Annotated in this window: 21 protein-coding genes and 3 tRNA genes; 11 read left to right on the top strand and 13 right to left on the bottom strand. The window is 57.4% G+C overall.

The annotated features are described in order from the left end of the window. Window positions 1–94: 94 nt before the first annotated feature. From IB213_RS06355 to IB213_RS06330, 6 genes are all read left to right on the top strand, one after another. Window positions 95–1882, top strand: coding sequence for an NAD(P)/FAD-dependent oxidoreductase (locus IB213_RS06355; RefSeq protein WP_192405767.1), 1788 nt, complete (start codon window positions 95–97; stop codon window positions 1880–1882). Window positions 1883–1902: 20 nt separating this feature from the next. Continuing rightward, the gene (locus tag IB213_RS06350; RefSeq protein WP_191723175.1) at window positions 1903–2451 is read left to right on the top strand and encodes a VUT family protein; all 549 of its coding nucleotides are present in this window, start codon (window positions 1903–1905) and stop codon (window positions 2449–2451) included. Between the two features lie 147 nt (window positions 2452–2598). Continuing rightward, window positions 2599–3504, top strand: a complete 906-nt coding sequence (locus IB213_RS06345; protein WP_192405766.1) for an NAD(P)-dependent oxidoreductase — start codon at window positions 2599–2601, stop codon at window positions 3502–3504. Between the two features lie 99 nt (window positions 3505–3603). Then, window positions 3604–3679, top strand: a tRNA-Lys gene (locus tag IB213_RS06340). A 55-nt stretch (window positions 3680–3734) separates the two neighbouring features. After that, window positions 3735–3810, top strand: a tRNA-Lys gene (locus IB213_RS06335). 46 nt (window positions 3811–3856) lie between these two features. After that, a tRNA-Lys gene (locus tag IB213_RS06330) sits at window positions 3857–3932 on the top strand. Window positions 3933–4192: 260 nt separating this feature from the next. On the opposite strand, the gene IB213_RS06325 is transcribed toward IB213_RS06330, so the two are convergent. Next, window positions 4193–6205: a DEAD/DEAH box helicase gene (locus IB213_RS06325; protein WP_192405765.1), complete on the bottom strand. Its 2013-nt coding sequence runs from the start codon at window positions 6203–6205 to the stop codon at window positions 4193–4195. 315 nt (window positions 6206–6520) lie between these two features. Continuing rightward, complete coding sequence (gene orn, locus IB213_RS06320; protein WP_191723178.1) at window positions 6521–7099, bottom strand: oligoribonuclease; 579 nt, start codon at window positions 7097–7099, stop codon at window positions 6521–6523. Window positions 7100–7128: 29 nt separating this feature from the next. Here orn and IB213_RS06315 point away from each other — a divergent pair, with 29 nt between their 5' ends. Both IB213_RS06315 and rsgA read left to right on the top strand, forming a co-directional pair. Beyond that, window positions 7129–8451, top strand: coding sequence for a M48 family metallopeptidase (locus IB213_RS06315; RefSeq protein WP_225561004.1), 1323 nt, complete (start codon window positions 7129–7131; stop codon window positions 8449–8451). Further along, entirely contained in the window at window positions 8448–9431 is a 984-nt protein-coding gene (rsgA, locus tag IB213_RS06310) for a ribosome small subunit-dependent GTPase A (RefSeq protein ID WP_191723179.1), read from the top strand. Before IB213_RS06315 ends, rsgA begins: the two co-directional genes overlap by 4 nt. A 102-nt stretch (window positions 9432–9533) precedes the next feature. Here the strand turns inward: rsgA and IB213_RS06305 are convergent, their stop codons facing one another. From IB213_RS06305 to rpsP, 6 genes are all read right to left on the bottom strand, one after another. Further along, complete coding sequence (locus IB213_RS06305) at window positions 9534–10520, bottom strand: CobD/CbiB family protein (protein WP_191723180.1); 987 nt, start codon at window positions 10518–10520, stop codon at window positions 9534–9536. A gap of 56 nt (window positions 10521–10576) precedes the next feature. Then, window positions 10577–11290 (bottom strand): CoA pyrophosphatase, encoded by a 714-nt coding sequence (locus tag IB213_RS06300; protein WP_225561003.1) that lies wholly within the window; start codon window positions 11288–11290, stop codon window positions 10577–10579. A gap of 75 nt (window positions 11291–11365) precedes the next feature. Further along, the gene (rplS, locus tag IB213_RS06295; RefSeq protein ID WP_191723181.1) at window positions 11366–11752 is read right to left on the bottom strand and encodes a 50S ribosomal protein L19; all 387 of its coding nucleotides are present in this window, start codon (window positions 11750–11752) and stop codon (window positions 11366–11368) included. A gap of 112 nt (window positions 11753–11864) precedes the next feature. Beyond that, window positions 11865–12635, bottom strand: coding sequence for a tRNA (guanosine(37)-N1)-methyltransferase TrmD (trmD, locus tag IB213_RS06290; protein ID WP_192405764.1), 771 nt, complete (start codon window positions 12633–12635; stop codon window positions 11865–11867). Window positions 12636–12644: 9 nt separating this feature from the next. Next, complete coding sequence (gene rimM, locus IB213_RS06285; RefSeq protein WP_191723183.1) at window positions 12645–13214, bottom strand: ribosome maturation factor RimM; 570 nt, start codon at window positions 13212–13214, stop codon at window positions 12645–12647. Window positions 13215–13305: 91 nt separating this feature from the next. Next, window positions 13306–13560, bottom strand: coding sequence for a 30S ribosomal protein S16 (gene rpsP / locus IB213_RS06280; RefSeq protein WP_191723184.1), 255 nt, complete (start codon window positions 13558–13560; stop codon window positions 13306–13308). A 125-nt stretch (window positions 13561–13685) separates the two neighbouring features. Here rpsP and IB213_RS06275 point away from each other — a divergent pair, with 125 nt between their 5' ends. Both IB213_RS06275 and IB213_RS06270 read left to right on the top strand, forming a co-directional pair. Then, window positions 13686–14210 (top strand): GNAT family N-acetyltransferase, encoded by a 525-nt coding sequence (locus tag IB213_RS06275; protein ID WP_191723185.1) that lies wholly within the window; start codon window positions 13686–13688, stop codon window positions 14208–14210. Between the two features lie 7 nt (window positions 14211–14217). Next, window positions 14218–14664, top strand: a complete 447-nt coding sequence (locus IB213_RS06270) for a TM2 domain-containing protein (RefSeq protein ID WP_191723186.1) — start codon at window positions 14218–14220, stop codon at window positions 14662–14664. 114 nt (window positions 14665–14778) lie between these two features. On the opposite strand, the gene IB213_RS06265 is transcribed toward IB213_RS06270, so the two are convergent. From IB213_RS06265 to IB213_RS06255, 3 genes are all read right to left on the bottom strand, one after another. After that, the gene (locus tag IB213_RS06265) at window positions 14779–15789 is read right to left on the bottom strand and encodes an inorganic phosphate transporter (protein ID WP_191723187.1); all 1011 of its coding nucleotides are present in this window, start codon (window positions 15787–15789) and stop codon (window positions 14779–14781) included. A 25-nt stretch (window positions 15790–15814) separates the two neighbouring features. Next, the gene (locus IB213_RS06260; protein WP_191723188.1) at window positions 15815–16462 is read right to left on the bottom strand and encodes a DUF47 domain-containing protein; all 648 of its coding nucleotides are present in this window, start codon (window positions 16460–16462) and stop codon (window positions 15815–15817) included. A gap of 395 nt (window positions 16463–16857) precedes the next feature. Further along, window positions 16858–18222 carry a replication-associated recombination protein A gene (locus tag IB213_RS06255; RefSeq protein ID WP_191723189.1) on the bottom strand — a complete coding sequence of 455 codons (1365 nt, stop codon included), beginning with the start codon at window positions 18220–18222 and terminating at the stop codon, window positions 16858–16860. A 303-nt stretch (window positions 18223–18525) separates the two neighbouring features. Here IB213_RS06255 and brnQ point away from each other — a divergent pair, with 303 nt between their 5' ends. Continuing rightward, window positions 18526–19845 carry a branched-chain amino acid transport system II carrier protein gene (brnQ, locus tag IB213_RS06250; RefSeq protein WP_191723190.1) on the top strand — a complete coding sequence of 440 codons (1320 nt, stop codon included), beginning with the start codon at window positions 18526–18528 and terminating at the stop codon, window positions 19843–19845. A gap of 69 nt (window positions 19846–19914) precedes the next feature. Here the strand turns inward: brnQ and lolA are convergent, their stop codons facing one another. Beyond that, a complete protein-coding gene (gene lolA, locus IB213_RS06245; protein WP_191723191.1) occupies window positions 19915–20550 on the bottom strand; it encodes an outer membrane lipoprotein chaperone LolA in 636 nt (211 codons plus the stop codon). A 71-nt stretch (window positions 20551–20621) separates the two neighbouring features. Further along, entirely contained in the window at window positions 20622–22943 is a 2322-nt protein-coding gene (locus tag IB213_RS06240; protein ID WP_191723192.1) for a DNA translocase FtsK, read from the bottom strand. Window positions 22944–22949: the final 6 nt, after the last annotated feature.

Here is a 22949-nt window from a genome sequence, read left to right as displayed (position 1 = left end):
CGTGAAGCCCGCCCAAGCACCCCAGTCAGCCCAAGCGCTGATGGCCGCTTCACGCTAGGATGGCCGGCTTCTTCTTGCTTGATCACTACAAGCCATGATTCGCCTCGCAGAACTCAAACTCCCCCTCTCGGCACTGGAATACCACCCCGAGAACCACACCGAATTCCTTCCTGAAGCCCAGTTGCGCACGCTGGCGGCTGAACGCCTTGGCATTGCGCCTGCGGCCATTGCCCAGCTGAACGTGTTCAAGCGCAGCTTTGATGCGCGCCAAAAGGCCGAGTTGCTGGCCGTGTACATCGTGGATATCGGCCTGGCAGATGCCAGCCAGGAAGCGGCCTTGCTGGCGCAGTTTGCAGAGCACTCGCATGTCAACCCCACGCCCGATATGTCGTGGACAGCCGTTGGCCAGGCCCCGGCAGACTTGCAGCACCGCCCTGTGGTTGTGGGGTTTGGCCCCTGCGGCATGTTTGCAGCACTGGTGCTGGCGCAAATGGGTTTCAGGCCCATCGTGCTGGAGCGCGGAAAAACCGTGCGCGAGCGCACCAAAGACACCTGGCGTCTGTGGCGCAAGCGCGAGCTGACGCCCGAATCCAACGTGCAGTTTGGTGAAGGCGGGGCAGGTACGTTTTCAGACGGCAAGCTTTACAGCCAGATCAAAGACCCTCGCCACCTGGGCCGCAAAGTGCTGCAAGAGTTTGTGACCTATGGCGCCCCCGAAGAAATTCTGTACGCAGCCCACCCGCACATCGGCACCTTCAAGCTGGTCAAGCTGGTAGAGGGCATTCGCGCAGAAATTACCCGTCTGGGCGGCGAAATTCGCTTTGAGCAGCGCGTCACTGACATCACCGTGGCGGGCGAAGGCGATGCGCGCCACGTTACCGCGCTGCAGGTTCTGAACCAGGCCAGCGGTGAAAACTACGCGCTGCAGACCGACCAGGTGGTCATGGCGCTGGGCCACAGTGCGCGCGACACCTTCACCATGTTCTATGAGCGTGGCGTCTACATGGAGGCCAAGCCCTTCTCCGTGGGCTTTCGCATTGAGCACCCGCAAAGCGTGATCGACCAGGCGCGCTGGGGCAAGCACGCCGGCCACCCGTTGCTGGGTGCCGCCGACTACAAGCTGGTGCACCACGCCAAGAATGGCCGTGCGGTGTACAGCTTTTGCATGTGTCCCGGCGGCACCGTGGTGGCAGCCACCAGCGAGCCCGAACGCGTGGTGACCAACGGCATGAGCCAGTACTCGCGCGCCGAGCGCAATGCCAATGCCGGCATGGTCTGCGCCATTGAACCCAGCGACTACCCGCAGGATGTGAAGTCGTTTGCCTGGGCTTTTGAGGGCAAGACCTATGGCGTAGAAAACCTGCCCGCAGGCCAGTACCACCCGCTGTCTGGCGTGGTGCTGCAGCGCCAGCTGGAATCCAAGGCCTATTTGCTGGGCGGGCGCAACTACAACGCCCCGGGTCAGCTGGTGGGTGACTTTATTGCCGGCACTGACTCCAGCGCCGTGGGCGATGTTCCGCCCTCCTACAAGCCCGGTATTACCTGGGGCAGTCTGCACCATGCCCTGCCAGCCTATGCCATTGAAGCCATGCGTGAAGCCTTGCCGGTATTTGGCAAAAAACTGCGCGGCTACGACATGCACGAAGCGGTGCTGACGGGGGTAGAAACGCGCACCTCCTCGCCCGTCAAAATCACACGGGGTGCCGACTTTCAAAGCGTGAACACACGCGGCCTCTACCCCGCTGGTGAAGGTGCCAGCTACGCAGGAGGCATTTTGTCTGCAGGTGTCGATGGCATCAAAGTGGGTGAAGCCGTTGCCTGCGCAGTGCTGGGCCTGCCAGTGCCCTCATCGGGAGCACGCAATTCAGGCGGCATGGCCTAATCCGGATCTTCAGGTTCACCATGCGCTATCCATCTCCTACCCCATCCCAGCTGTCCGTGGCCGTACTGGCCATGGGCATGGTCGTGCTGTCATCCAACATCCTGGTGCAATACGCCATCAACGACTGGCTGACGTGGGGCGCCATCACTTATCCATTCGCTTTTTTGGTAACCGAGCTGGTCAACCGTGCCTTCGGCCCCGCACAGGCCCGCCGCGTGGCATGGGTAGGCTTTGCCGTGGCTGTAGCTGCATCAGCCATGCTGGCGCCTGTACGCATTGCTGCGGCATCCGGTTTGGCATTCTTGCTTTCGCAAATGCTCGACATTTCTGTGTTTGACCGCCTGCGTCAAAGCCGCTGGTGGCGCGCACCGCTCATCGCCACCATGCTCGCTGCTGTACTGGACACCTGCGTATTTTGGGGTGTCGGTTTTGCAGGCGAGGACCTGCCTTGGGTCACCTGGGCGCTCGGCGATCTGGGCGTCAAGCTGGTCATGGCCGTCTGTCTGCTTTTGCCTTTCCGTTTGCTGATTGGCAAACACGCAACCACCAATGCAGTTCCCCGCACCTGAGTCACAACTGCCGTGACTTTTTGATCACATGCTTGCAAGCCATCTGCAAGCATGTGTGAAAAAAATTCTTCATCATCCCTACTTGGGTATTGCCGGGCCCGTGCATGCGCACCGTGCCACTGACTAACAAATGATCGGAGACCAGCGTTGACCCCCACCACACCAAACCCTCGCTTGCGCATTGCAGTGCTGGGCTGCGGCCTGATGGGCCTGCCAATGGCACGTCGCCTGCTGGCCGCCGGCCATGAAGTACACGCATGGAACCGCACCCGCGCCAAAGCCGATGTCTTGGCCGCTGACGGGGCTTATGTGCACGACACACCGCGCCAGGCCTGTATCAAGGCGGATTACATCGTCAGCATGCTGGAGAACGGCAGCGTCGTCGGCGAAGTGCTGTTTGGCATGGGCCAAGATGGCGCCATCCATGGCATGTGCCAAGGCACGCTGGTGGTGGACATGGCCTCCATCCAGCCCCGGGAGGCACGCGACCACGCAGCACGGCTGTCGGAACGCGGCCTGCGCCATCTGGATGCCCCCGTCTCTGGCGGCACCGTTGGCGCAGAAGCTGGCACCTTGGCCATCATGGTCGGCGGCAAGGCCGAAGACTATGAAGCGGCACAGCCCCTGCTCGCACCTTTAGGCCGCGCCACACACGTGGGGCCGCATGGCGCAGGCCAGCTGACCAAACTGGCCAACCAGATGATTGTGGGCATCAGCATTGGTGCGGTGGCAGAAGCTTTGCTGCTGTGCGCCAAAGGTGGAGCAGACCCGGCCAAGGTGCGCGAAGCCATTACTGGCGGTTTTGCAGACAGCCGCATCTTGCAGTTGCACGGCCAGCGCATGGTGGAGCGCGACTTTGCCGCACGCGGAAAAATGACCGTTCAACTCAAGGATATGCGCAATGCCCTGGCCACCGCTGCTGAGGTTGGCTTTGATGCCCCCATCACCCAGCTGTTCGAGCAACTGTACGCCGATGGCGTCAAGCACGGCCTGGGTGAGCTGGACCACAGCGGCCTGTTTGTCGAGCTGGCCAGCCGCAACGCCATGCAATAAATTTGCAATTCCCACCAGGGAAAAAGCACGTACTTTCCCGTAGCAATAAAAAAATTGATGCATAATAGCGGTCTTGCTTGATTGCCAGGCAAGAAAAGTGGGCTCTTAGCTCAGCTGGTAGAGCAGCGGACTCTTAATCCGTTGGTCGAGTGTTCGAATCACTCAGGGCCCACCACTTTTTTTACTGGTTTGTTTTTTCAAACAAACTGGTGCTTCGGTTTGAGACCGAAGGGCTCTTAGCTCAGCTGGTAGAGCAGCGGACTCTTAATCCGTTGGTCGAGTGTTCGAATCACTCAGGGCCCACCAAACATTCTTTTCATTGCCATCGCGCAATCATCTTCTGGTTACAGAAGGGCTCTTAGCTCAGCTGGTAGAGCAGCGGACTCTTAATCCGTTGGTCGAGTGTTCGAATCACTCAGGGCCCACCAAACAAAACCCGTCTTGTTACCAAGACGGGTTTTTTGTTGTGCGCATTGCAAATATTCATAGCTTGCAGCGCAATAGATACAAGCACTTCAGAATGAAAACTATCTAAAGTTATTAGCGGACTTACGTTAGAAGCTATATTTTTAGACAAACACACATACTCCCCACAACAAATGTGCAGTCCAGACGCAAAAAAAACCGGCCAATGGCCGGTTTTTTTACTGAGCAACTGGCAACGAATCAACGCTGCCAGCTTTGCCCATTATCGGTCGCGCGAGAAAGTCTTGCGACCACCGCCGAAACCGCCACGGTCTTCACGAGCACCGCCAAAGGACTTACCTTCACGACGCTGACCACCACCAAAGCCGCCACGGTCGCGATCACCGCCACCAAAGCCACCGCCAGCAGGGCGCTGCTCACCGCCGCCAAAGCGAGGGCGATCACCACCAAAACCACCGCGGTCACCACGGTCTGCAAATGCAGGCTTGCGGTCGCCACCACCAAAACCACCACGATCGCCGAAAGCGGGCTTGCGGTCTGCACCGCCAGCAAAACCACCTTCACGACGCTGGCCGCCACCGAAACCGCCACGGTCGCGATCACCGCCACCAAAGCCACCGGCAGGACGCTGCTCACCGCCGCCAAAGCGAGGGCGATCACCGCCACCAAAACCACCTTCGCGGCGCTGACCGCCACCGAAGCCGCCACGGTCACCGCCAAAGCTTGGCTTGCGACCATAACCATCACCGCCACGGCTGTTGCCACCGCCAAAGCTACGGCCACCACCACCGCCGCCGCCACGACGACCATCACGCTCGCCGGCTGCTGGGAAGCGCTGCTGGGGCTCCAGACCTGGAATCACTTCAGCAGTGAACTGCTGGCGTGTGTAGGCTTCAATATCAAAAATACGGCGACGATCACGGAACTCACCAAACGTCACAGCAATACCACTGCGACCAGCACGACCGGTACGGCCGATACGGTGGGTGTAGTCTTCGGCCTTCATGGGCAGGCCGTAGTTAAACACGTGAGTGATCGTGGGCACGTCAATACCGCGAGCAGCCACGTCAGTCGCTACAAGCACTTGGATTTGACCGTTACGCAACGCCATCAGACGACGGTTACGCAAGCCCTGGCTCAGCGCGCCATGCAAAGCAGCAGCAGAGAAGCCCGCTTCTTGCAAGTCGGTCGCCAGACCGTCGCACTCCACCTGGGTGGATGCAAATACGATGGCCTGGTTGATGGACTCGTCACGCAGCCAGTGGTCCAGCATCTTGCGCTTGTGCTGGGCGTTGTCAGCCCAGAACAGCACTTGCTTGATGTTGGAGTGCTTTTCCTGGGGCGAGTCGATCGTGATCTTCTTCACGCCAGCGCCGTTGTCGTGCATCACGCGCATGGCCAGCTGCTGCACACGGGGTGCAAACGTAGCGCTGAACATCATGGTTTGCTTGCGCTGCGAAGTCATCTGATTGACTTCAGCCAGATCATCCGAGAAGCCCAGATCCAGCATGCGGTCAGCCTCATCCACCACCAAGAACTGAACCTTGTCCAGCTTGATTTGCATGGAGCGCTGCAGATCCAGCAAGCGACCTGGCGTTGCCACCACCAAGTCAGCGTTTTGCAACTTGGCAATTTGCAGCTGGTAAGGAATACCACCCACCACATTGGCAACACGCAGACCACGGCAGTGCTTGACCAGCTCGATGGCGTCATGCGCCACTTGCTGAGCCAGTTCACGTGTCGGGCACAGAATCAAAGCACCAGGTACGGCAGCCTTGAAGTTACGGGAATTGGTTGGGTCCTTACGCTTGGCACGCTTAGGCAAGGGCTCACCCTTGGCAGCAGCTTCAGCACACTGGCGATCAAACTCAGCCTTGGCTTCAGCTTCTGCCTCAGCGCGCTGCTGAAGAATCGTGTTCAGCACAGGCAGCAAGAAAGCAGCCGTCTTGCCGGAACCAGTCTGGCTAGACACCATCAGGTCGATAAAACCATTGGCATCTGCACCTTCACCCATGGCCAAAGGAATGGCCTTGAGTTGCACAGCAGTTGGCTGGGTGTAACCCAGATCTGCAACAGCCTGCACCAGCTCAGGCGCCAGGCCCAGCTCAACAAAGCCGTTAGGTTGTACTTCAACAGCCTCTTGCTCGATTTCAGCAGCGGTGTCGATAGATTCGATAATTTCAGCAACTGCCTCAGCAGCAACATTCAAAGTGGAAGCGTCCAAAGCAGTATCCGCAGTGGCCAGTTGGCCCTGCTCATTCAAAGAGTCGTTCATGTTTTCTCACGCGAAAAGCGGCCCATGAAAGCGGGCAACGCTTTTTTGACGGTTATGGAAACATCAACCGTCAAACGATACCAGCGGCGCGCATAAGGGCAGCTGGTGGGCCATTCATTGCTACGGCGCTAGCGATAACCTAAGTTTTCGCAATAGCGGGTGGCGGGCCCGGTGAGTGATGGGAGATGCACAATTGTTGCATCGCTACGTAAGCGCTAAGGCTTCAAACGTGCAAGACGGCAATTATCACACGTTCTTGTTTTTTCTGCTGAGCTGCAGGGTTAATACCACCAGCAAAGCCAAGGCTGCGTGTATTCAGACCACCAAAAAGCGGCTGCGATAGTGCTGCAGCTCGTCGATGGACTCAATCACATCCGCCAGCGCCGTGTGACGTTGCGCTTTCTTGAAGCTGGTCACCACCTCTGGCTTCCAGCGGCGCGCCAGCTCCTTGAGCGTGCTGACATCCACATTCCGGTAATGCAGGTAAGCCTCAAGCTTTGGCATGTAACGCGCCAAAAAACGGCGGTCTTGTCCAATGCTATTGCCGCACAGCGGCACCTTCCCCTTGGGCACATACTTGCTCAGAAACGCAGTCAAAGCAGCTTCTGCCTGCGCCTCAGAGATCTCAGAAGCCTTGACCCGCTCGATCAAGCCACTGCGGCCATGCGTACCCTTGTTCCAGGCATCCATGCCGTTGAGCAATTCATCGCTTTGGTGAATGGCAAATACCGGCCCTTCCACCCGGATGTCGAGGTTGGCATTGGTAATGACCACAGCAATTTCAATGATGCGATCGTGCTCAGGATTCAAACCAGTCATTTCGCAGTCAAGCCAAACAAGGTTCAAGTCAGACTTGGGCAACACAGGGGTTTCAGAAGAGGGGGCTAAAGACATGCTTAAATTGTCGCCTACACTCGCCGCCAATGCCGACCACGAATGAACTTTCCCCCTCGATGCTGCTGACACTGGCATTTGCCATTGCATTAGCCCTGCAACTGCTGGTGCAACTGTGGCTCAACACGCGCCAAGTGCGTTACGTGGCCCAGCACCGCCATGAGGTTCCTCAGAGCTTTGCCTCGCACATCTCCTTAGCAGCCCATCAAAAGGCTGCCGACTACACCCTGGCAAAAGCCCGCTTTGGCTTGCTGCACATGGCGTGGGGGGCAGTCATTTTGCTGGGCTGGACCCTGCTGGGCGGCTTGAATACCCTGCAAAACACCCTGCTGCAATGGATGGAGCCGGGCATGGTGCAGCAGCTGGCCTTGCTTGCCGCGTTTGCAGCCATCTCTGGCTTGCTGGATCTGCCTTTCTCGCTCTACCAGACCTTTGCGCTTGAAGCGCGCTTTGGTTTCAACAAGAGCACGCCAGCGATATGGCTGGGTGATTTGCTCAAGTCCACTTTGCTCGCTGCCATCATTGGTCTGCCGATTGCGTGGATCATCCTCTGGTTCATGGGCGCTACAGGCAGTCTGTGGTGGTTGTGGGCCTGGGGAATCTGGACGGGTTTTCAGCTGCTGCTGATGTGGATTTTCCCGACCTATATTGCCCCCCTGTTTAACAAGTTTGAGCCCTTGGCTGATGAGTCCCTCAAAGCCCGTGTCACCAGCCTGATGCAGCGCTGCGGTTTTGCTGCCAAAGGTTTGTTTGTCATGGATGGAAGCCGCCGCTCCGCACATGCCAATGCCTACTTCACGGGTTTTGGCGCCTCTAAGCGTGTGGTGTTTTATGACACCCTGCTCAAGCAATTGAGCCCTGACGAAGTAGAGGCCGTACTGGCCCACGAGCTGGGGCACTTCAAGCACAAGCACATTACAAAACGCATGATTGGCATGTTTGTGCTGAGCCTGATTGGCTTTGCCGTGCTGGGCTGGCTGTCACAGCAGGTTTGGTTCTACACAGGCCTGGGCGTACTCCCCAGCACTGCCCTCGCTTTTGGTCAGCCTTCGCACGATGACGCACTGGCCCTGCTGCTGTTCATGCTGGCCCTGCCCGTGTTCACCTTCTGGATCTCTCCGGTGATGGCACACTTTTCACGCCGTGATGAGTTTGAGGCCGATGCCTACGCCATGCAGCAAGCCAGTGGCGCTGCCCTGGCCAGCGCACTGCTCAAACTGTATGAGGACAATGCCTCCACCCTCACGCCCGACCCGGTGTATGCGCGCTATTACTACTCCCACCCTCCTGCGGTAGAGCGTCTGGCGCGCATGCCCCTGCCTGCAACCTCCAACCCTGTGAGTGCCACATGAGCCGCAGACATAGCAAATCCGCTGTCGCCTCGGCAGCGGCCTCCACCGAAGGCCTGATCGTTGGCAGCCACGGCCGCCACTGCATTGTGGAAACCGATGATGGCGTACGCCGCATCTGCCACCCGCGCGGCAAAAAAAGCCAAGCCGTAGTGGGCGACCGCGTGCTGTGGCAAGCACCGCCGCCCGGTCAAGGTGAAGAAGGCACCATCGAGAAAGTGCTGGAACGCCGCAACCTGCTGTATCGCCAGGACGAAATCCGCACCAAAACCTTTGCAGCCAATCTGGACCAGGTGCTGATCGTGATTGCGGCTGAGCCCGTGTTCTCTGAAAGCCAACTGGCACGCGCCCTGATTGCGGCTGAAGACGCAGGCATCACCCCCATCATCGCGCTCAATAAATACGACCTGCAAGAGCCATTTGCAATGGCTTGGGAGCGCTTAGAGGCCTACCGCAATATCCTGAATGAAGACGGCAGCGACCACTACCCCATCATTCCGCTGAACCTGACCAGCGACGATCCTGAACAAAAAGAAGCCTTGATGGCTTTGCTCGAAGGCAAGCGCACCTTTGTGCTCGGTCCTTCAGGCGTGGGAAAAAGCACGCTGATCAATCTGCTGGTACCCGGCGCACAGGCGGCCACCAACGAAATTTCGCGCGTTCTCAACACCGGCAAGCACACCACCACCACCACCAGCTGGTACTGGATGGATGCAGAGCGCACCACGGCCATCATCGACTCGCCCGGTTTCCAAGAATTTGGCCTGTACCACATCAAGGCCACCGAGCTACCCAAGTGCATGCCAGACATCGGTGCATTGGCCAACCAGTGCAAGTTCTACAACTGCACGCACCTGCATGAGCCGGGCTGCGCGGTCATGGCAGAAGTCGATAACGAAGGCAGCCCGCACTACATCCATCCCAATCGCTACCGCATCTACACCGAGCTATTTGAAGAGCTAAACACCGACTTCAAGTACTGAACCGAACCAGCCTTGCATAAAAAAACCTGCTCGATTACGGCAGGTTTTTTTACATGAAACGGGCTTAAAGCACTGGTACTGAAAAAGCTAAAAGGTATTCAGTTAGCCCAGCAAACGCGCCAAGCTGAGCAGCGCCAGCAGCAGCATCCAGACCACCACACTGCGCCACACCAAGCCCACCACCGAACGCAAATGGCCCAACTCTGCCTCTCGCCCTGGCGTTACCCCAGGCTCTTGCCAGGCATCTTCATCGTCATAGATGGGCGCAGTTTTCAGCTCTTGTCGCATCTTCAAAGCACTGCCGCCCAGCCGTACATTGATAGCACCTGCCGTGGCCGCCAAGATCACGCCATCGTTGTCATTCGGAAAATGCTTGGTGTGAAAGCGCCAGCCATCAATGGCTTCTTCAAAGCTGCCCACAATGGCAAAGCTCAGCGCAGTCATGCGTGCAGGCAGCCAATCCACCAGCAACCACGCTTGCTTGGCCGATTGCTGCAGACGCTCACTCACCGGGGCTGCGCCTGCCACCGACTTGCGCGACCAGTAGCGCGACAAGTACTCCGTCAACCGGTAGAACACGGCACCTGCTGGCCCCAGGCCCAAAGCAGCCAGTACCGCAAACCAGAACAGCACGCCAAACACATGGCGATGGGCGCTGAGAGCGGAGTATTCAATGACATGGCGCACCACTTCGCTGCGTGGCACTTCGGTGGTTTCAACTTGTTGCCACTCGGCCAACGCTTCGCGGGCAGCATGCTCGTCACCACTTTCCAAGGCATCACGAATCCGGGTGAAGTGGTGGCTGAACTGGCGAAAGCCCAAAGTGACGTACAGCACCACCACGTTCCACAGCATGGCTGCAGGCCAGCCTACCCAGCGCATCAGCAGCCAGTAAACACCCACCGTAAAAAGCACTGGGGGCACAATGGCCAGCCCCCAGGCCACCCATCCATGGTGTTCCTTACCTGCGTCAAAATTGCGACGAACAGACACGGTCCAAGCCCGAATTCCTGCATGCACAGGGTTGTCCCGCGACAGTGGTCGGGCTTGCTCCAGCAACAGGGCAAGCATGATGGCGAAGAAACTCATGTCCAGATGATACTGGCAAGCATTCCGAATGCCACACCGATGCCGTGGACTTTGGCTCAAGCGACCATAAAACGATAGAAATTGCGCAGCATGCCAGCGGTTGCCCCCCAGATGTACCGCTCACGTCCCGCATCGTCATAAGGCATGGAATACCACTGACGCTCCATTCCCTGCCAATGCAGACGATGGCGCAGGTGATTGCGAGGATCCAGCAAAAACCGCAGCGGCACTTCAAACACATCCGCCACCTCATACGGATTGGGCTGAAGCTGCATGTTCGGCTGCACCAAAGCCACCACCGGGGTCACAAAGAAAGCGGTGCCTGTTTCATAGACAGGCAAGCTGCCCAAGACCTCAACCTGATCAACTGCCAGCCCAATTTCTTCCTGTGCCTCACGCAAGGCAGTGGCAGTGGCATTGGCATCTTCGGGATCTTGTTTGCCCCCCGGAAATGCGACCTGCCCAGAGTGGGTGGACAGATGCTCGGTACGCTGCGTCAAAAGTACCGTCAGCTCATCGCGCATCACCAGAGGAATCAACACCGCTGCCTGCGTCGGTGCACGCTCACTGAAACGATCTTCACGCCGCACCTCTGGCTGCCACACAGGTGGTCGCGCGAACCGTGCGCGCAAGGCTTGCGGCGTTTGATTCGTCAACGCCACTGCAGGCAAAAGCCTGTCAACGCCAATGACTGGCACCTGGCGTGGATCAAAGTTGGGAATACTGGCGGTCAGAGACACCGGCCGCAACTGCTCTGAATGGGAAGACAAACGACATCTCCGCAGGCATAAAAAAAGCCGCTACAGCGAACTGTAGCGGCTTTTGCCTGAAAGGCTGAACGCGAATTACGCAGCTGCGACAGCAGCCTTCTTAACGCGTTGTGGCAGCTTTTCCTTGATACGTGCCGACTTACCGCTGCGCTCACGCAGGTAGTACAGCTTGGCACGACGCACGTCACCACGGCGCTTGACTTCAACGCCAGCAATGATGGGCGAGTAAGTCTGGAACGTACGCTCCACGCCTTCACCCGAAGAGATCTTACGCACTGTAAAAGCGCTGTTCAGACCACGGTTACGCTTAGCGATCACCACGCCTTCAAAGGCCTGCACACGCTTGCGTGCGCCTTCAACCACGTTCACAGACACGATCACTGTATCGCCAGGAGCGAAAGCAGGGATGGTCTTGTTCAGGCGAGCAATTTCTTCTTGCTCAAGAGTCTGGATCAGATTCATGATTTCATCCAACTCGATCGTGTCCGCGCCAAAATTGGCAGGCACCGGGATTGGTGCTATGGCTGCATTCAAACCGATGCAGCGGCCGGATATAGGATCGAAGAACCGGGGATTATAGCTTGCCCGCGTTTTTTGCCAAAAACCCTTCGTCTTTGGCGTTCAGCAGCCCTTGCGCACGAGCCTGATCAATCAGTTCAGGACGGTGACTTGCCGTAATGCGCAAGCGCTGGTCGCGGCGCCAACGCTCAATGTTGGCATGGTGACCCGACAGCAGCGCGCCGGGCACCTCCTGCCCCTCCCACACTTCAGGGCGTGTGTAGTGGGGGCAATCGAGCATTCCATCCAGCGCAGGATTAAAGCTGTCCTGCTGAAAGCTGCCCTCATCGTTGAGCACGCCGGGCTGCAAGCGCGCAATGGCATCGAGCATCACCATGGCGGCCAGCTCTCCGCCAGAAAGCACAAAGTCACCCAAACTCACCTGGTGCGTGACATGCTTATCAATAAAGCGCTGGTCAATGCCCTCGTAGCGGCCGCACAGCAAGACGGCACCTTGGCTGTCCGACCATTGCGCCACCACCTCGTGCTTGAGGGTAACGCCAATGGGTGAAAACAGCAGCACGGGTGCAGGCTGCACCTCGCCAGCTTCTGCGCGCGCAGCACGAATGGCGTCCAAGCAATGCTGCAATGGCTCCACCATCATCACCATGCCGGGGCCGCCACCAAAGGGGCGGTCATCTACACGGCGATAGTTGCCTTGCGCGTAATCACGCGGATTCCACAAATGCACCGCCACCTGCCCCGAGGCATAGGCACGGCGTGTCACGCCGCTTTCAAGGAAAGCAGCAAACATCTCGGGGAACAAGGTGATGATGTCAAAACGCATGCGCTGCACTCAATAGTCCAGCTGCCAGTCAGCAATGATGGTTTTGCCAGCCAGGTCGACCTTGTCGATATACGCATCCACAAAAGGGATCATGCGCTCGAGTTCTTTGCCATCTACTTCATAGCCCAGCACCAGCGTGGTTTGCGGCCCCGTAGCCAGCAGGTCTTTGACCACACCCAGGTTTTCACCTTCGCGGTTATGCACCTGCAAGCCCATCAGGTCGACCCAGTAAAACTCGCCGTCATCTGTCTTGGGAAAGTGCTCGCGCGAGACAAAAACGCGCGAACCGCGCAAAGCTTCGGCTCCATTGCGGTCCAGCACCGCTGGTGAGGTAGCCACGATGGTGTCGGAGTGAGGGCGCACCTGCTTGATCGGCAGCAGACGCGTACCCGTGAAATTCTTGGCCCCTTTTTCGGCTGGCAACAGAAACCATTGCTTGGCGGCAAACAGGGCCTCAGGGTCTGCGCTGTGCGCAATGACCTTGAACCAACCCTTGATGCCCCAAGCGTCCGCAATGCGCCCCACCTCCACGGCATCTTCAGGCAGCGCGGCAGATTCGAGTTCAGGCATGTGACTCATGGATATTTACAAATGGCAAGTGACAGAAGAAAAAGAAAAAACGGGCTCCGTCAGACTAGCCAACGGAACCCGTTTTCAATGGGGGTGCTGATTAAGCAGCAGCCTTAGCGGCAGCTTGCTTGAGCAGGCGTTCGACAGTGTCGGAAGCCTGGGCGCCAACGCCCTTCCAGTAAGCCACGCGGTCCAGCGCAACGCGCAGACCTTCTTCAGCGCCACGGGCGGTAGGGTTGTAGAAACCCACGCGCTCGATGCAGGCACCGTCGCGGCGAACGCGCTTATCGGCAACAACAATGTTGAAAAACGGACGAGCCTTAGAGCCGCCGCGGGAGAGTCGAATGACGACCATGATTTATCCTTCGGGTGGTTGCAGCGAAATTTGCTGCAATATTTTCACGACGTTTGAGACACGCGACATGGCCACCCGGCCAGCGACACGTCGAAAAACGTAGATTATATAGGCTTCTGATTTCCATGCCCATTCTTCGCGCCAGCCAGCCTTTGGATATACCGGCCATTACCGCCATTTACCGCCACCACGTGCTCAATGGCACCGGCACTTTTGAAATCGATCCCCCTTCTGTGGCAGACATGTCAGGCCGCATGCAGGACGTACTGAGCAAAAACCTGCCCTGGCTGGTGGCCGAGGGAGAAGACGGCACCATTTTGGGCTATGCCTACGCCAACTGGTTCAAACCACGCCCGGCCTACCGGTTTTCGGCGGAAGACTCGATCTACGTGGCCGAACACGCACGCGGGCAAGGCATTGGCCGCTTGCTGCTGGATGCTTTGTGCCGTGAGTGCGAGGCCCTGGGCGTGCGCAAACTGATTGCGGTCATTGGCGACAGCACCAATGCGGGTTCTGTCGGCGTGCACCGTGCGGCGGGGTTTGCCGATGTGGGCACCTTGCGCGGAGTGGGTTGGAAGTTTGACCGCTGGCTGGACGTAGTGATGATGGAGAAGTCCCTAGGTGCAGGCACCAGCACCTCGCCCGAATAATGGGTGCATGAAAAACAAAACGGTTGCTGCGTGGCTGGCATTCATCGGCGGGCCTTTGGGCTTGCACCGGTTTTACCTGTATGGTCTGGGTGACACCCTGGGCTGGCTGCTGCCCATCCCTACAGCGCTGGGGCTGTATGGCATTCAGCGTGTGCAGCAGTTTGGGCAGGACGACCAGCTCAGCTGGGTGCTGATTCCTCTGCTGGGTTTCACCATCACCGGCTGCGCCCTGGTGGCTATTCTTTATGGGCTGAGCAGCCCCGAAAGATGGAACAGCCGCTTTAACCCGCAGGCCCCGCAAAATGCAGTCCCCGGCACAACCAACTGGTTCACCATTGCTGCGATCGCGGTGTCACTGATGGTGGGTGCAGCGGTGCTGATGGCCAGCCTGGCCTATAGCTTTCAGCATTACTTCGAGTACCAGATCGAAGAAGCACGCAAGATTTCTCAATGAAACGCTTTCTTTAATAAGTGAGCATCCAGCGCTTAAACAAAAAGGACTTCAAAGTGTTTTCACCTTGAAGTCCTTTGTTTTCAAGCGCTATGCGCTCATTTATTACTCAGCGGCTTAATAAAGCTGCAGGCTCACCCAGTAAGCAACAGCGGCCACAAACGCACTGGCGGGAATGGTCAAAATCCAGGCCCACACGATATTGCCCGCCACGCCCCAACGCACAGCGCTCATGCGCTGCGTTGAACCGACGCCAACAATGGCACCAGTGATGGTGTGCGTGGTTGACACAGGAACGCCCAGAAACGTTGCGAAAAACAGCGTGAACGCACCACCTGACTCGGCGCAGAAACCACCCACCGGCTTGAGCTTGGTGATCTTCTGGCCCATCGTTTTCACAATGCGCCAGCCACCCATCATGGTGCCCAGGCCAATCATGGCGTAGCAGCTGACAATGACCCACATGGGGGGCGCAGCCTCTTCGCTCGACATGTAGCCAGTGGCCACCAGCAACAGCCAGATGATGCCGATGGTCTTTTGCGCATCGTTACCACCGTGGCCCAGCGAGTAGGCACCGGCAGACACCAGCTGCAAACGGCGGAACCACTTATCGACCTTACTGGGCCGCGAGCGACGGCAGATCCAGGCGACGATCACCATCATCAGCGAGCCAAACAGGAAGCCCAGCAAAGGCGAGATCAAAATGAACGCCACCACCTTCAAGATGCCGCTGGCAATCAGCGAGCTGGTGCCTGCCTTGGCAATCACAGCACCCACAATGCCGCCAATCAGCGCATGCGACGAGCTCGATGGAATGCCGTAGTACCAGGTGATCAGGTTCCAGACAATCGCGCCGGCCAGTGCGCCGAACACCACGTGGGTGTCTACCACCTCAGACTGCACGATACCCTTGCCCACGGTGGCAGCCACACTCAGGTGAAAGACAAAAATCGCAATGACGTTAAAGAACGCGGCAAACAAAACGGCTTGCCCGGGCTTGAGCACGCCAGTAGAGACAACAGTAGCGATGGAGTTAGCGGCATCATGAAACCCGTTCATGAAGTCAAACACCAGCGCCATTGCCACCAGCAAAATGACCACCCACAGGGCGGCTTGTACGGTTTCCATGGTCAGGATTCCCAGTGCTGGTCGATCAGGAGTTCTCGAGGACGATGCCCTCGATGATGTTGGCCACGTCTTCGCACTTGTCGGTGATGGTTTCCATCAGCTCGTACACGGCCTTGAGCTTGATCAGCTCACGCACATCGTGCTCTTCGCGGAACAGCTTGCTCATTGCAGCACGCAGCACACGGTCAGCGTCCGACTCCAGACGGTCGATTTCTTCGCAAGTCTTCAGCGCCGCTTCAGCAGTGGCTTGGTCGGCAATATGGTCAAGCAACTTGACGGCATCGCGCAGGCGTTCGCAGCACTTGAGACTCAGGTCGGCCAGACGATGGATTTCATCGTTCATGCTGCGAATGTCGTACAGGGACATGGCTTCGGCAGAGTCCTGAATCAGGTCGGCCACATCATCCATGCTGTTGATCAGGCTATGGATGTGTTCGCGGTCAATCGGCGTGATGAAGGTCTGGTGCAGTGTTTTGCTCACTTCATGCGTAACGCGGTCCGCAGCGCGCTCGGCGTTGTCCACGTCACTGTTGTATTTGTCGCGCAAGTGCGGGTCGTTGTAGTTCGCCACCAGTTGCGAGAACGCACGGGCTGCTTCAACAATGCGATCCGCGTGTTGATTGAACATTTCGAAAAAATTGCCTTCGCGCGGCAAGAGCTTGCCAAACAGCATGGGCGCCCCTTCAGAGGATATTGCTTGTGAAAGTTGAACAGCCCACACGCGAACAGCGCGCAGGCAGCAGAAAATCTTGTTTGCCAGGTCACAGTGCCAGAGCAGATGTCAATCCGCACAGGCTTGGGCTACGTCACGTATCGCCCAGACTTGCACGCAACGGCTGAACACATCAGCCGCCGCTGGCTGCCGCGATTTTCCATGACAACGGCATGAAGATTTAATTAAATTTTTATGACAGTCTCGTGACATCACTTGTAACAAAACCAATGGACGTGAGCGCACGCTCTGAATCTGGACTTTTGCAGTCAACCATCGTAAAAAAACCTTAACGTGCTGCGAACCTGCCTGCGGTTTGTTGCAGCGCAACAACAATCACGCCACCCAAAAACCCTCTAGGACTTGCGGCGCTCAGCTGCCGCCGCGTTCAACTGCCGCAAGCGCTCAAGCTTTTCTCCGATTTTGATCTCCATCCCCCGGGCTACTGGCTGATAGAAATGGGGGTTGTCCATGCCATCAGGAAAGTAATCCTCGCCTGCCGCGAAGCCGCCGTCTTCATCGTGGGCGTAACGGTAGCCCTTGCCCCAGTCCATATCTTTCATCATCTTGGTGGGTGCATTGCGCAAATGCATGGGCACTGGCTGCGTGCTGCCAGACTTCACCAGAGCCTTCATCTGGTTGTAGGCCTTGTAGCCGGCATTGCTTTTGGGCGCTACGGCCAGATAAATCACGGCCTGCGCCAGGGCCAGCTCCCCCTCGGGGCTACCCAATCGCTCATAGGTGGCGGCGGCATCATTGGCCATTTGCATGGCGCGCGGATCTGCAAGGCCAATGTCTTCCCATGCCATGCGCACAATGCGCCGCGCCATGTAGCGCGGATCAGCTCCACCATCGAGCATGCGCACCAGCCAATAAAGTGCAGCATCGGGGTCTGAGCCGCGCACCGATTTGTGCAGCGCGCTGATGGTGTCGTAGAACTGCTCGCCCCCTTTGTCATAGCGCCGCATGCGCTCGCCCAGCACTTGCAGCAGCCATGCATCGGTCATCACCTCGATCTTGGCCTGCTCGGCCGTAATCGACAGCGTCTCCAGCGTATTGAGCAAGCGGCGGGCATCGCCATCGGCATAGGCGATCAAACGCTCAACCGCCTCATCTTCTATCGCTGGAACCGCATGTATCGCCTGGGCTTTCGCCACAATGTTCTGCAAGTCCTCAGGCGTCAGGCTTTGCAGCACATACACAGCAGCACGAGACAGCAGCGCCGAGTTCACCTCAAACGAAGGATTTTCGGTCGTGGCACCAATAAAGGTGAACAGCCCGCTCTCAACGTGTGGCAAGAAGGCATCTTGCTGACTTTTGTTGAAACGGTGCACCTCATCGACAAACACGATCGTGCGCTGCGGCATCAGGCCACTGCGTGCAGCTTCGGCTTTTTCTACTGCTTCACGAATATCTTTGACACCGCCCAGCACGGCGCTGATGGCAATGAACTGCGCATCAAACGCATCGGCCATCAGCCGGGCGATGGTGGTTTTGCCCACACCAGGTGGCCCCCAGAGAATGCAGCTGTGCGGGCGTCCGGATTCAAAAGCCAGCCGCAAAGGCATGCCTTCTCCCAGAACATGCTGCTGCCCAACGACCTCACCCAAAGTGCGTGGACGTAAACGCTCTGGCAACGGCTGGTGCAGTGCAGCATTGCCACCTGTATTGACGTTGGACAAATCGACTTCGCCTTTCAGGGTTGTTTGAGATTTGGTCATATAACAGAACTTCAGATGCGGCAAAATAAGTACTTCAGCGGATCTATGCTCTTCTTGTGCGATGGCTACCCCCATCGCCTTTGAGGACTGCATCACCTGACCAGCAAGCCACAAGCTTAACGGTACGATGCCCCACACCGCTTGCCGGCGCTGCAATCCACGCTTGGCAACGCTTCTAAATCCTGATTGCACTGAATTTTGTAATTAGTGAGCACCCACTAGATTCCGCAATCCCTTGATTTGCAACACACCTACCGCGTGCACTGACCTTGCTGCGGTGAATGAGGTATTTCGGTTTTTCCCATGAAGACACTCAAAACGCGGGACATTGTCGCCCTCGGTTTCATGACCTTTGCGCTCTTTTTGGGCGCAGGCAACATCATCTTTCCTCCTAGCGTGGGCCTGGCTGCTGGTGAATTTCAGTGGTCGGCAGCGCTGGGCTTTTTGCTGACCGGCGTGGGCCTTCCCCTGCTTGGCGTGGTGGCGTTGGCGCGCGTAGGCGGTGGCCTGGACACCCTGACCAGCCCCATCGGCCGTGCCGCCGGCACACTGATGGGCTTGTCCATTTACCTGACCATTGGTCCTTTCTTTGCTACGCCGCGCACAGCCACGGTTTCTTTTGAAGTGGGCATGGCCCCCTTCACCGGGAACACGCCTGAAGCACTGCTGATTTTCACCATCGGCTACTTCGCTTTAGTGATGATGCTGTCGCTCTTTCCGGGCAAGCTGATGGACAACATCGGCAAGGTCATAACACCCGCACTCATCGTCGTGCTGGCCGTTCTGGGAGGGGCAGCCGTGGTTGCACCTGCCGGAGCCATCGCGACACCCGCCGCTGAGTACGCATCATCCGGTGCAGCCTTGGCCCAAGGCTTCTTGCAGGGCTACCAGACCATGGATGCACTTGCCTCTTTGGTGTTTGGCATTGTGATTGTGGCCTCCATCAAGGCCGCAGGAGTGACCGACACCCGCCTGCACACCCGCTACACCATCATTGCCGGCACTATTGCCGCTGTCGGGTTGGGATTGGTTTACCTGTCACTGATTTATCTGGGCGCCATGAGCGGCTCCGTGATTGACCCCAACGCCAGTGGCGTGCAAATCTTGACCACCTACGTCGAGCACACTTTTGGCACCGGTGGCATTTTGCTGCTGGCCGCCGTCATTTTGCTGGCGTGCTTGACCACAGGCGTAGGCCTGGTCAGCGCCTGTTCTGCCTATTTCAGCGCGTTGCTGAATGTGCCGTACCGCACCGTGGTGATTGTGATGTCGGTGTTCAGTGCTGCCGTAGCAAACCAGGGCCTGGCACAGCTGATCGCTGTGGCTGTCCCTGTGCTGGTGTGCATTTATCCGGTAGCGATTGCCTTGATCGCTCTGGGCCTGCTGTCCAAGCTGTGGAAGCATCCATCTCGCGTATTCATTCCTGTCATGAGCGTGGCCCTGTTATTTGGCATTGTGGATGCCATCAAGGCCACAGGTTTTACCCAGATCGTGCCCGCCATGCTTGATGCAATGCCTGGCAGCGCCATGGGTCTGGGCTGGCTGCTCCCCGTGAGCATGGTTTTGGTCGTCGCTGGTACGCTGGACCGTATCCGCCCACTGCCGGCTATCGCACGCGCTTAAACGCACCTTCATAAAAAAGCCCCACTGACCTACGGCCAGCGGGGCTTTTTTAATGGAGCGCCATCGCGCTTATTGCGTCATGACATCTGCCCCCATGGGCACTTCAAATTTGAAGTTCGCAGCAGGCAGCGCAGGCAGCACTTTCAGATTTTGAAAGCGAATCACCGAACGCTGCCCAAAACCGTCCAGGATGTCCATCGCAGCCAGGCTCTCACCCTGAAACCCTACGCGTACATTCTTAAGCTGGCCATCGGCTGATTTGGGCGTTGCCTCCACCCACTGCAGACCGTCGGCATCCGCAGCTGCCTTGAGTGTGAAGTCCTTTTTCAGGCTCGCCAAGTCATTGGCTGACGCCAAAATAGCCGCAGGTGTACTACCCAGCGCCTGCGCTTGGTTACGTTGCGTCACCTGATTCAAATCCACGTCGTACAGCCACACCGTTTTGCCATCCGCCACAATGGTTTGTTCAAACGGCTTGGTATAGACAAACTTGAACTGACCCGGGCGTTGGAACGAAAAATCACCGCTGCTGGTTTTGGAGCGCACAGGCTGCCCCTCTTTGGCTGGCGCTGTTACCGTCTGCGTAAATTGCGCCTGACCCGCTTTGGCATTGCGCATGAATTGCTCCAAGCTTTGCAGCCCATCAGCCCATGCAGCCAAGGGCAAGGCCGCCAACACTGCGCATACACCTAAAGTCTTTTTCATCCAGATATTCCTTTCAAGGCATGGACTTGCGCCCACCTCATGCTGGAGGCGCGAACTTATGTCCCGCCTCTTTACTCCGGACGCGCTGGCACCAGTACTTCTCGCTGACCACTGCTGGTGAGCGAACTCACCAAACCTGCTGCCTCCATCTGCTCGAGCAGATTGGCCGAGCGGTTGTAGCCGATGCGCAATTTGCGCTGCACATACGAAATACTCGCCTTGCGGTCCTTCAAAACAATTTCCACCGCTTGGTCGTACATCGGGTCTTTTTCGCCCCCGTCACCACCATCACCATCAGCGCCACCATCTTCCGACGTTGCCGCCTCAAGTACTCCTTCGATGTAATCGGGCTCGCCTTGTTCCTTCAAATAACTCACCACACGATGTACTTCATCGTCTGACACAAAGGCACCGTGCACACGGATAGGCAAGCCTGTGCCGCTGGCCATGTAAAGCATGTCCCCCATGCCCAGCAGGCTTTCCGCCCCCATTTGATCTAGAACGGTTCGGCTATCAATTTTGGATGACACCTGAAAAGCGATTCGTGTCGGAATGTTGGCCTTGATCAGGCCTGTAATCACATCCACGCTGGGCCGCTGGGTGGCCAAAATCAGATGAATGCCAGCAGCGCGCGCCTTTTGCGCCAGGCGGGCAATCAGCTCTTCAATCTTCTTGCCAACCACCATCATCAGGTCGGCCAGCTCATCAATCACGATAACAATATGCGGCAGGCGATCCAGCGGCTCAGGCGCTTCTGGCGTAAGGCTGAAGGGGTTACCAATAATTTCACCCTTGACCTTGGCTTCACCAATCTTCGTGTTGTAGCCCGCCAAGTTGCGCACACCCAGCTTACTCATCAGTTTGTAGCGGCGCTCCATCTCGGCCACACACCAGTTCAGGCCATTGGCAGCCTGCTTCATATCCGTCACCACAGGGCTCAGCAAGTGCGGAATGCCTTCGTAAACGGACATTTCCAGCATCTTGGGGTCAATCATCAAGAGGCGCACATCCTTGGCCTCTGCCTTGTACAGCAGCGACAAAATCATGGCGTTGATACCCACCGACTTACCTGAGCCCGTTGTTCCCGCCACCAGCACGTGGGGCATTTTGGCCAGATCGGCAACCACGGGCTTGCCTTCAATGTCTTTGCCCAGACCCATCGTCAACATGCTCTTGGCCTCGTGATAGACCTGAGAGCCCAGCACCTCTGACAGCCGGATGGACTGGCGCTTGGCGTTGGGCAATTCCAAGGCCATGTAGTTTTTCCCGGGAATGGTCTCGATCACCCGCACCGATATCAGCGACAGTGAACGCGCCAGGTCCTTACCCAGGTTCACCACTTGTGAGCCCTTCACGCCCGTGGCCGGCTCAATCTCATAGCGAGTGACCACCGGGCCCGGCGTGGCCTGCACCACACGCACTTCCACGCCAAAGTCTTTGAGCTTTTTCTCAATCAGACGGCTGGTCATCTCCAGCGTATCGGGCGAGACGCTCTCCTGTTTGGCAAGCGGTGCATCCAGCAAATCTACCTGCGGCAGCCCACTTTCGTGCATTTGAGAGTCTTGAAACAAAGGCTTTTGGCGCTCTTTCAGAACACGCTCACTGGGCACTGCAGGTGCTGCCTGCGGCGTCACGATCAGTACGGGCTCATGGTGGGTCTCTTCAATTTCAATGCGCTCTTCTTCCACCACCTTGGCACGCTCTTGAGCAGCCTTGCGGCCTTGCGCCACATCTTTGCCTTTTTCACGATTTTGCTGACTAAGGCGCACCAGCCCTTCGATACGAGCACCCAGTTTTTCGGCCGCTTTGCCCCATGAAAAACGAAACACCAAGGCCATGGCCAGCACCATCAGCACAATGCCAATCAGGCCTGAGCCTGTAAAGCCCAGCCAGCGGACGCCCCCCAAACCCAGAGAGTAGCCCACCACCCCCCCGGCATGTCCGGGTAAAAACGATTCAAAGCGATACAGGCGCGACCATTCCAGTGCGCAACTCACACCCACCAGCAAAAAAACACCAGCCCACCACTGCAAGCGCTCTTTCAAAGGAGTGTCCAGCATGCTTTGGCCACGCACCCAGCGCAAAGATGAGCGCGCCAAGGTGTAGGCAGCCAGCAGCACCAGCCACCAGACAGACAGGCCGAAACCGAAGTAGCACGCATCGGCTATCAAGGCACCCAGGCGCCCCATCCAGTTGTTCATCAGCGCCACATCGTTACTACCTGAGGTAGACCATGCAGGGTCCATGCTGGAGTAACTGAGCATCGCCAGCAGCCAGAAAAACAGGCCAAGCGAGCCAGCGATCAGGCAAATTTCATGACCAAACCGTGCCAAACCATTACGGGGCACTGTTTTAGCGGAATTTGCATTCAAGGCATTCGAGGAATAAGTCATACGCAG

This window comes from Comamonas sp. CMM02, from assembly GCF_014851485.1.
Taxonomy (GTDB): Bacteria; Pseudomonadota; Gammaproteobacteria; order Burkholderiales; family Burkholderiaceae_C; genus Comamonas; species Comamonas avium.
Note: the sequence above shows the minus strand (reverse complement) of the source record. Positions and strands in the feature narration are given on the sequence as shown.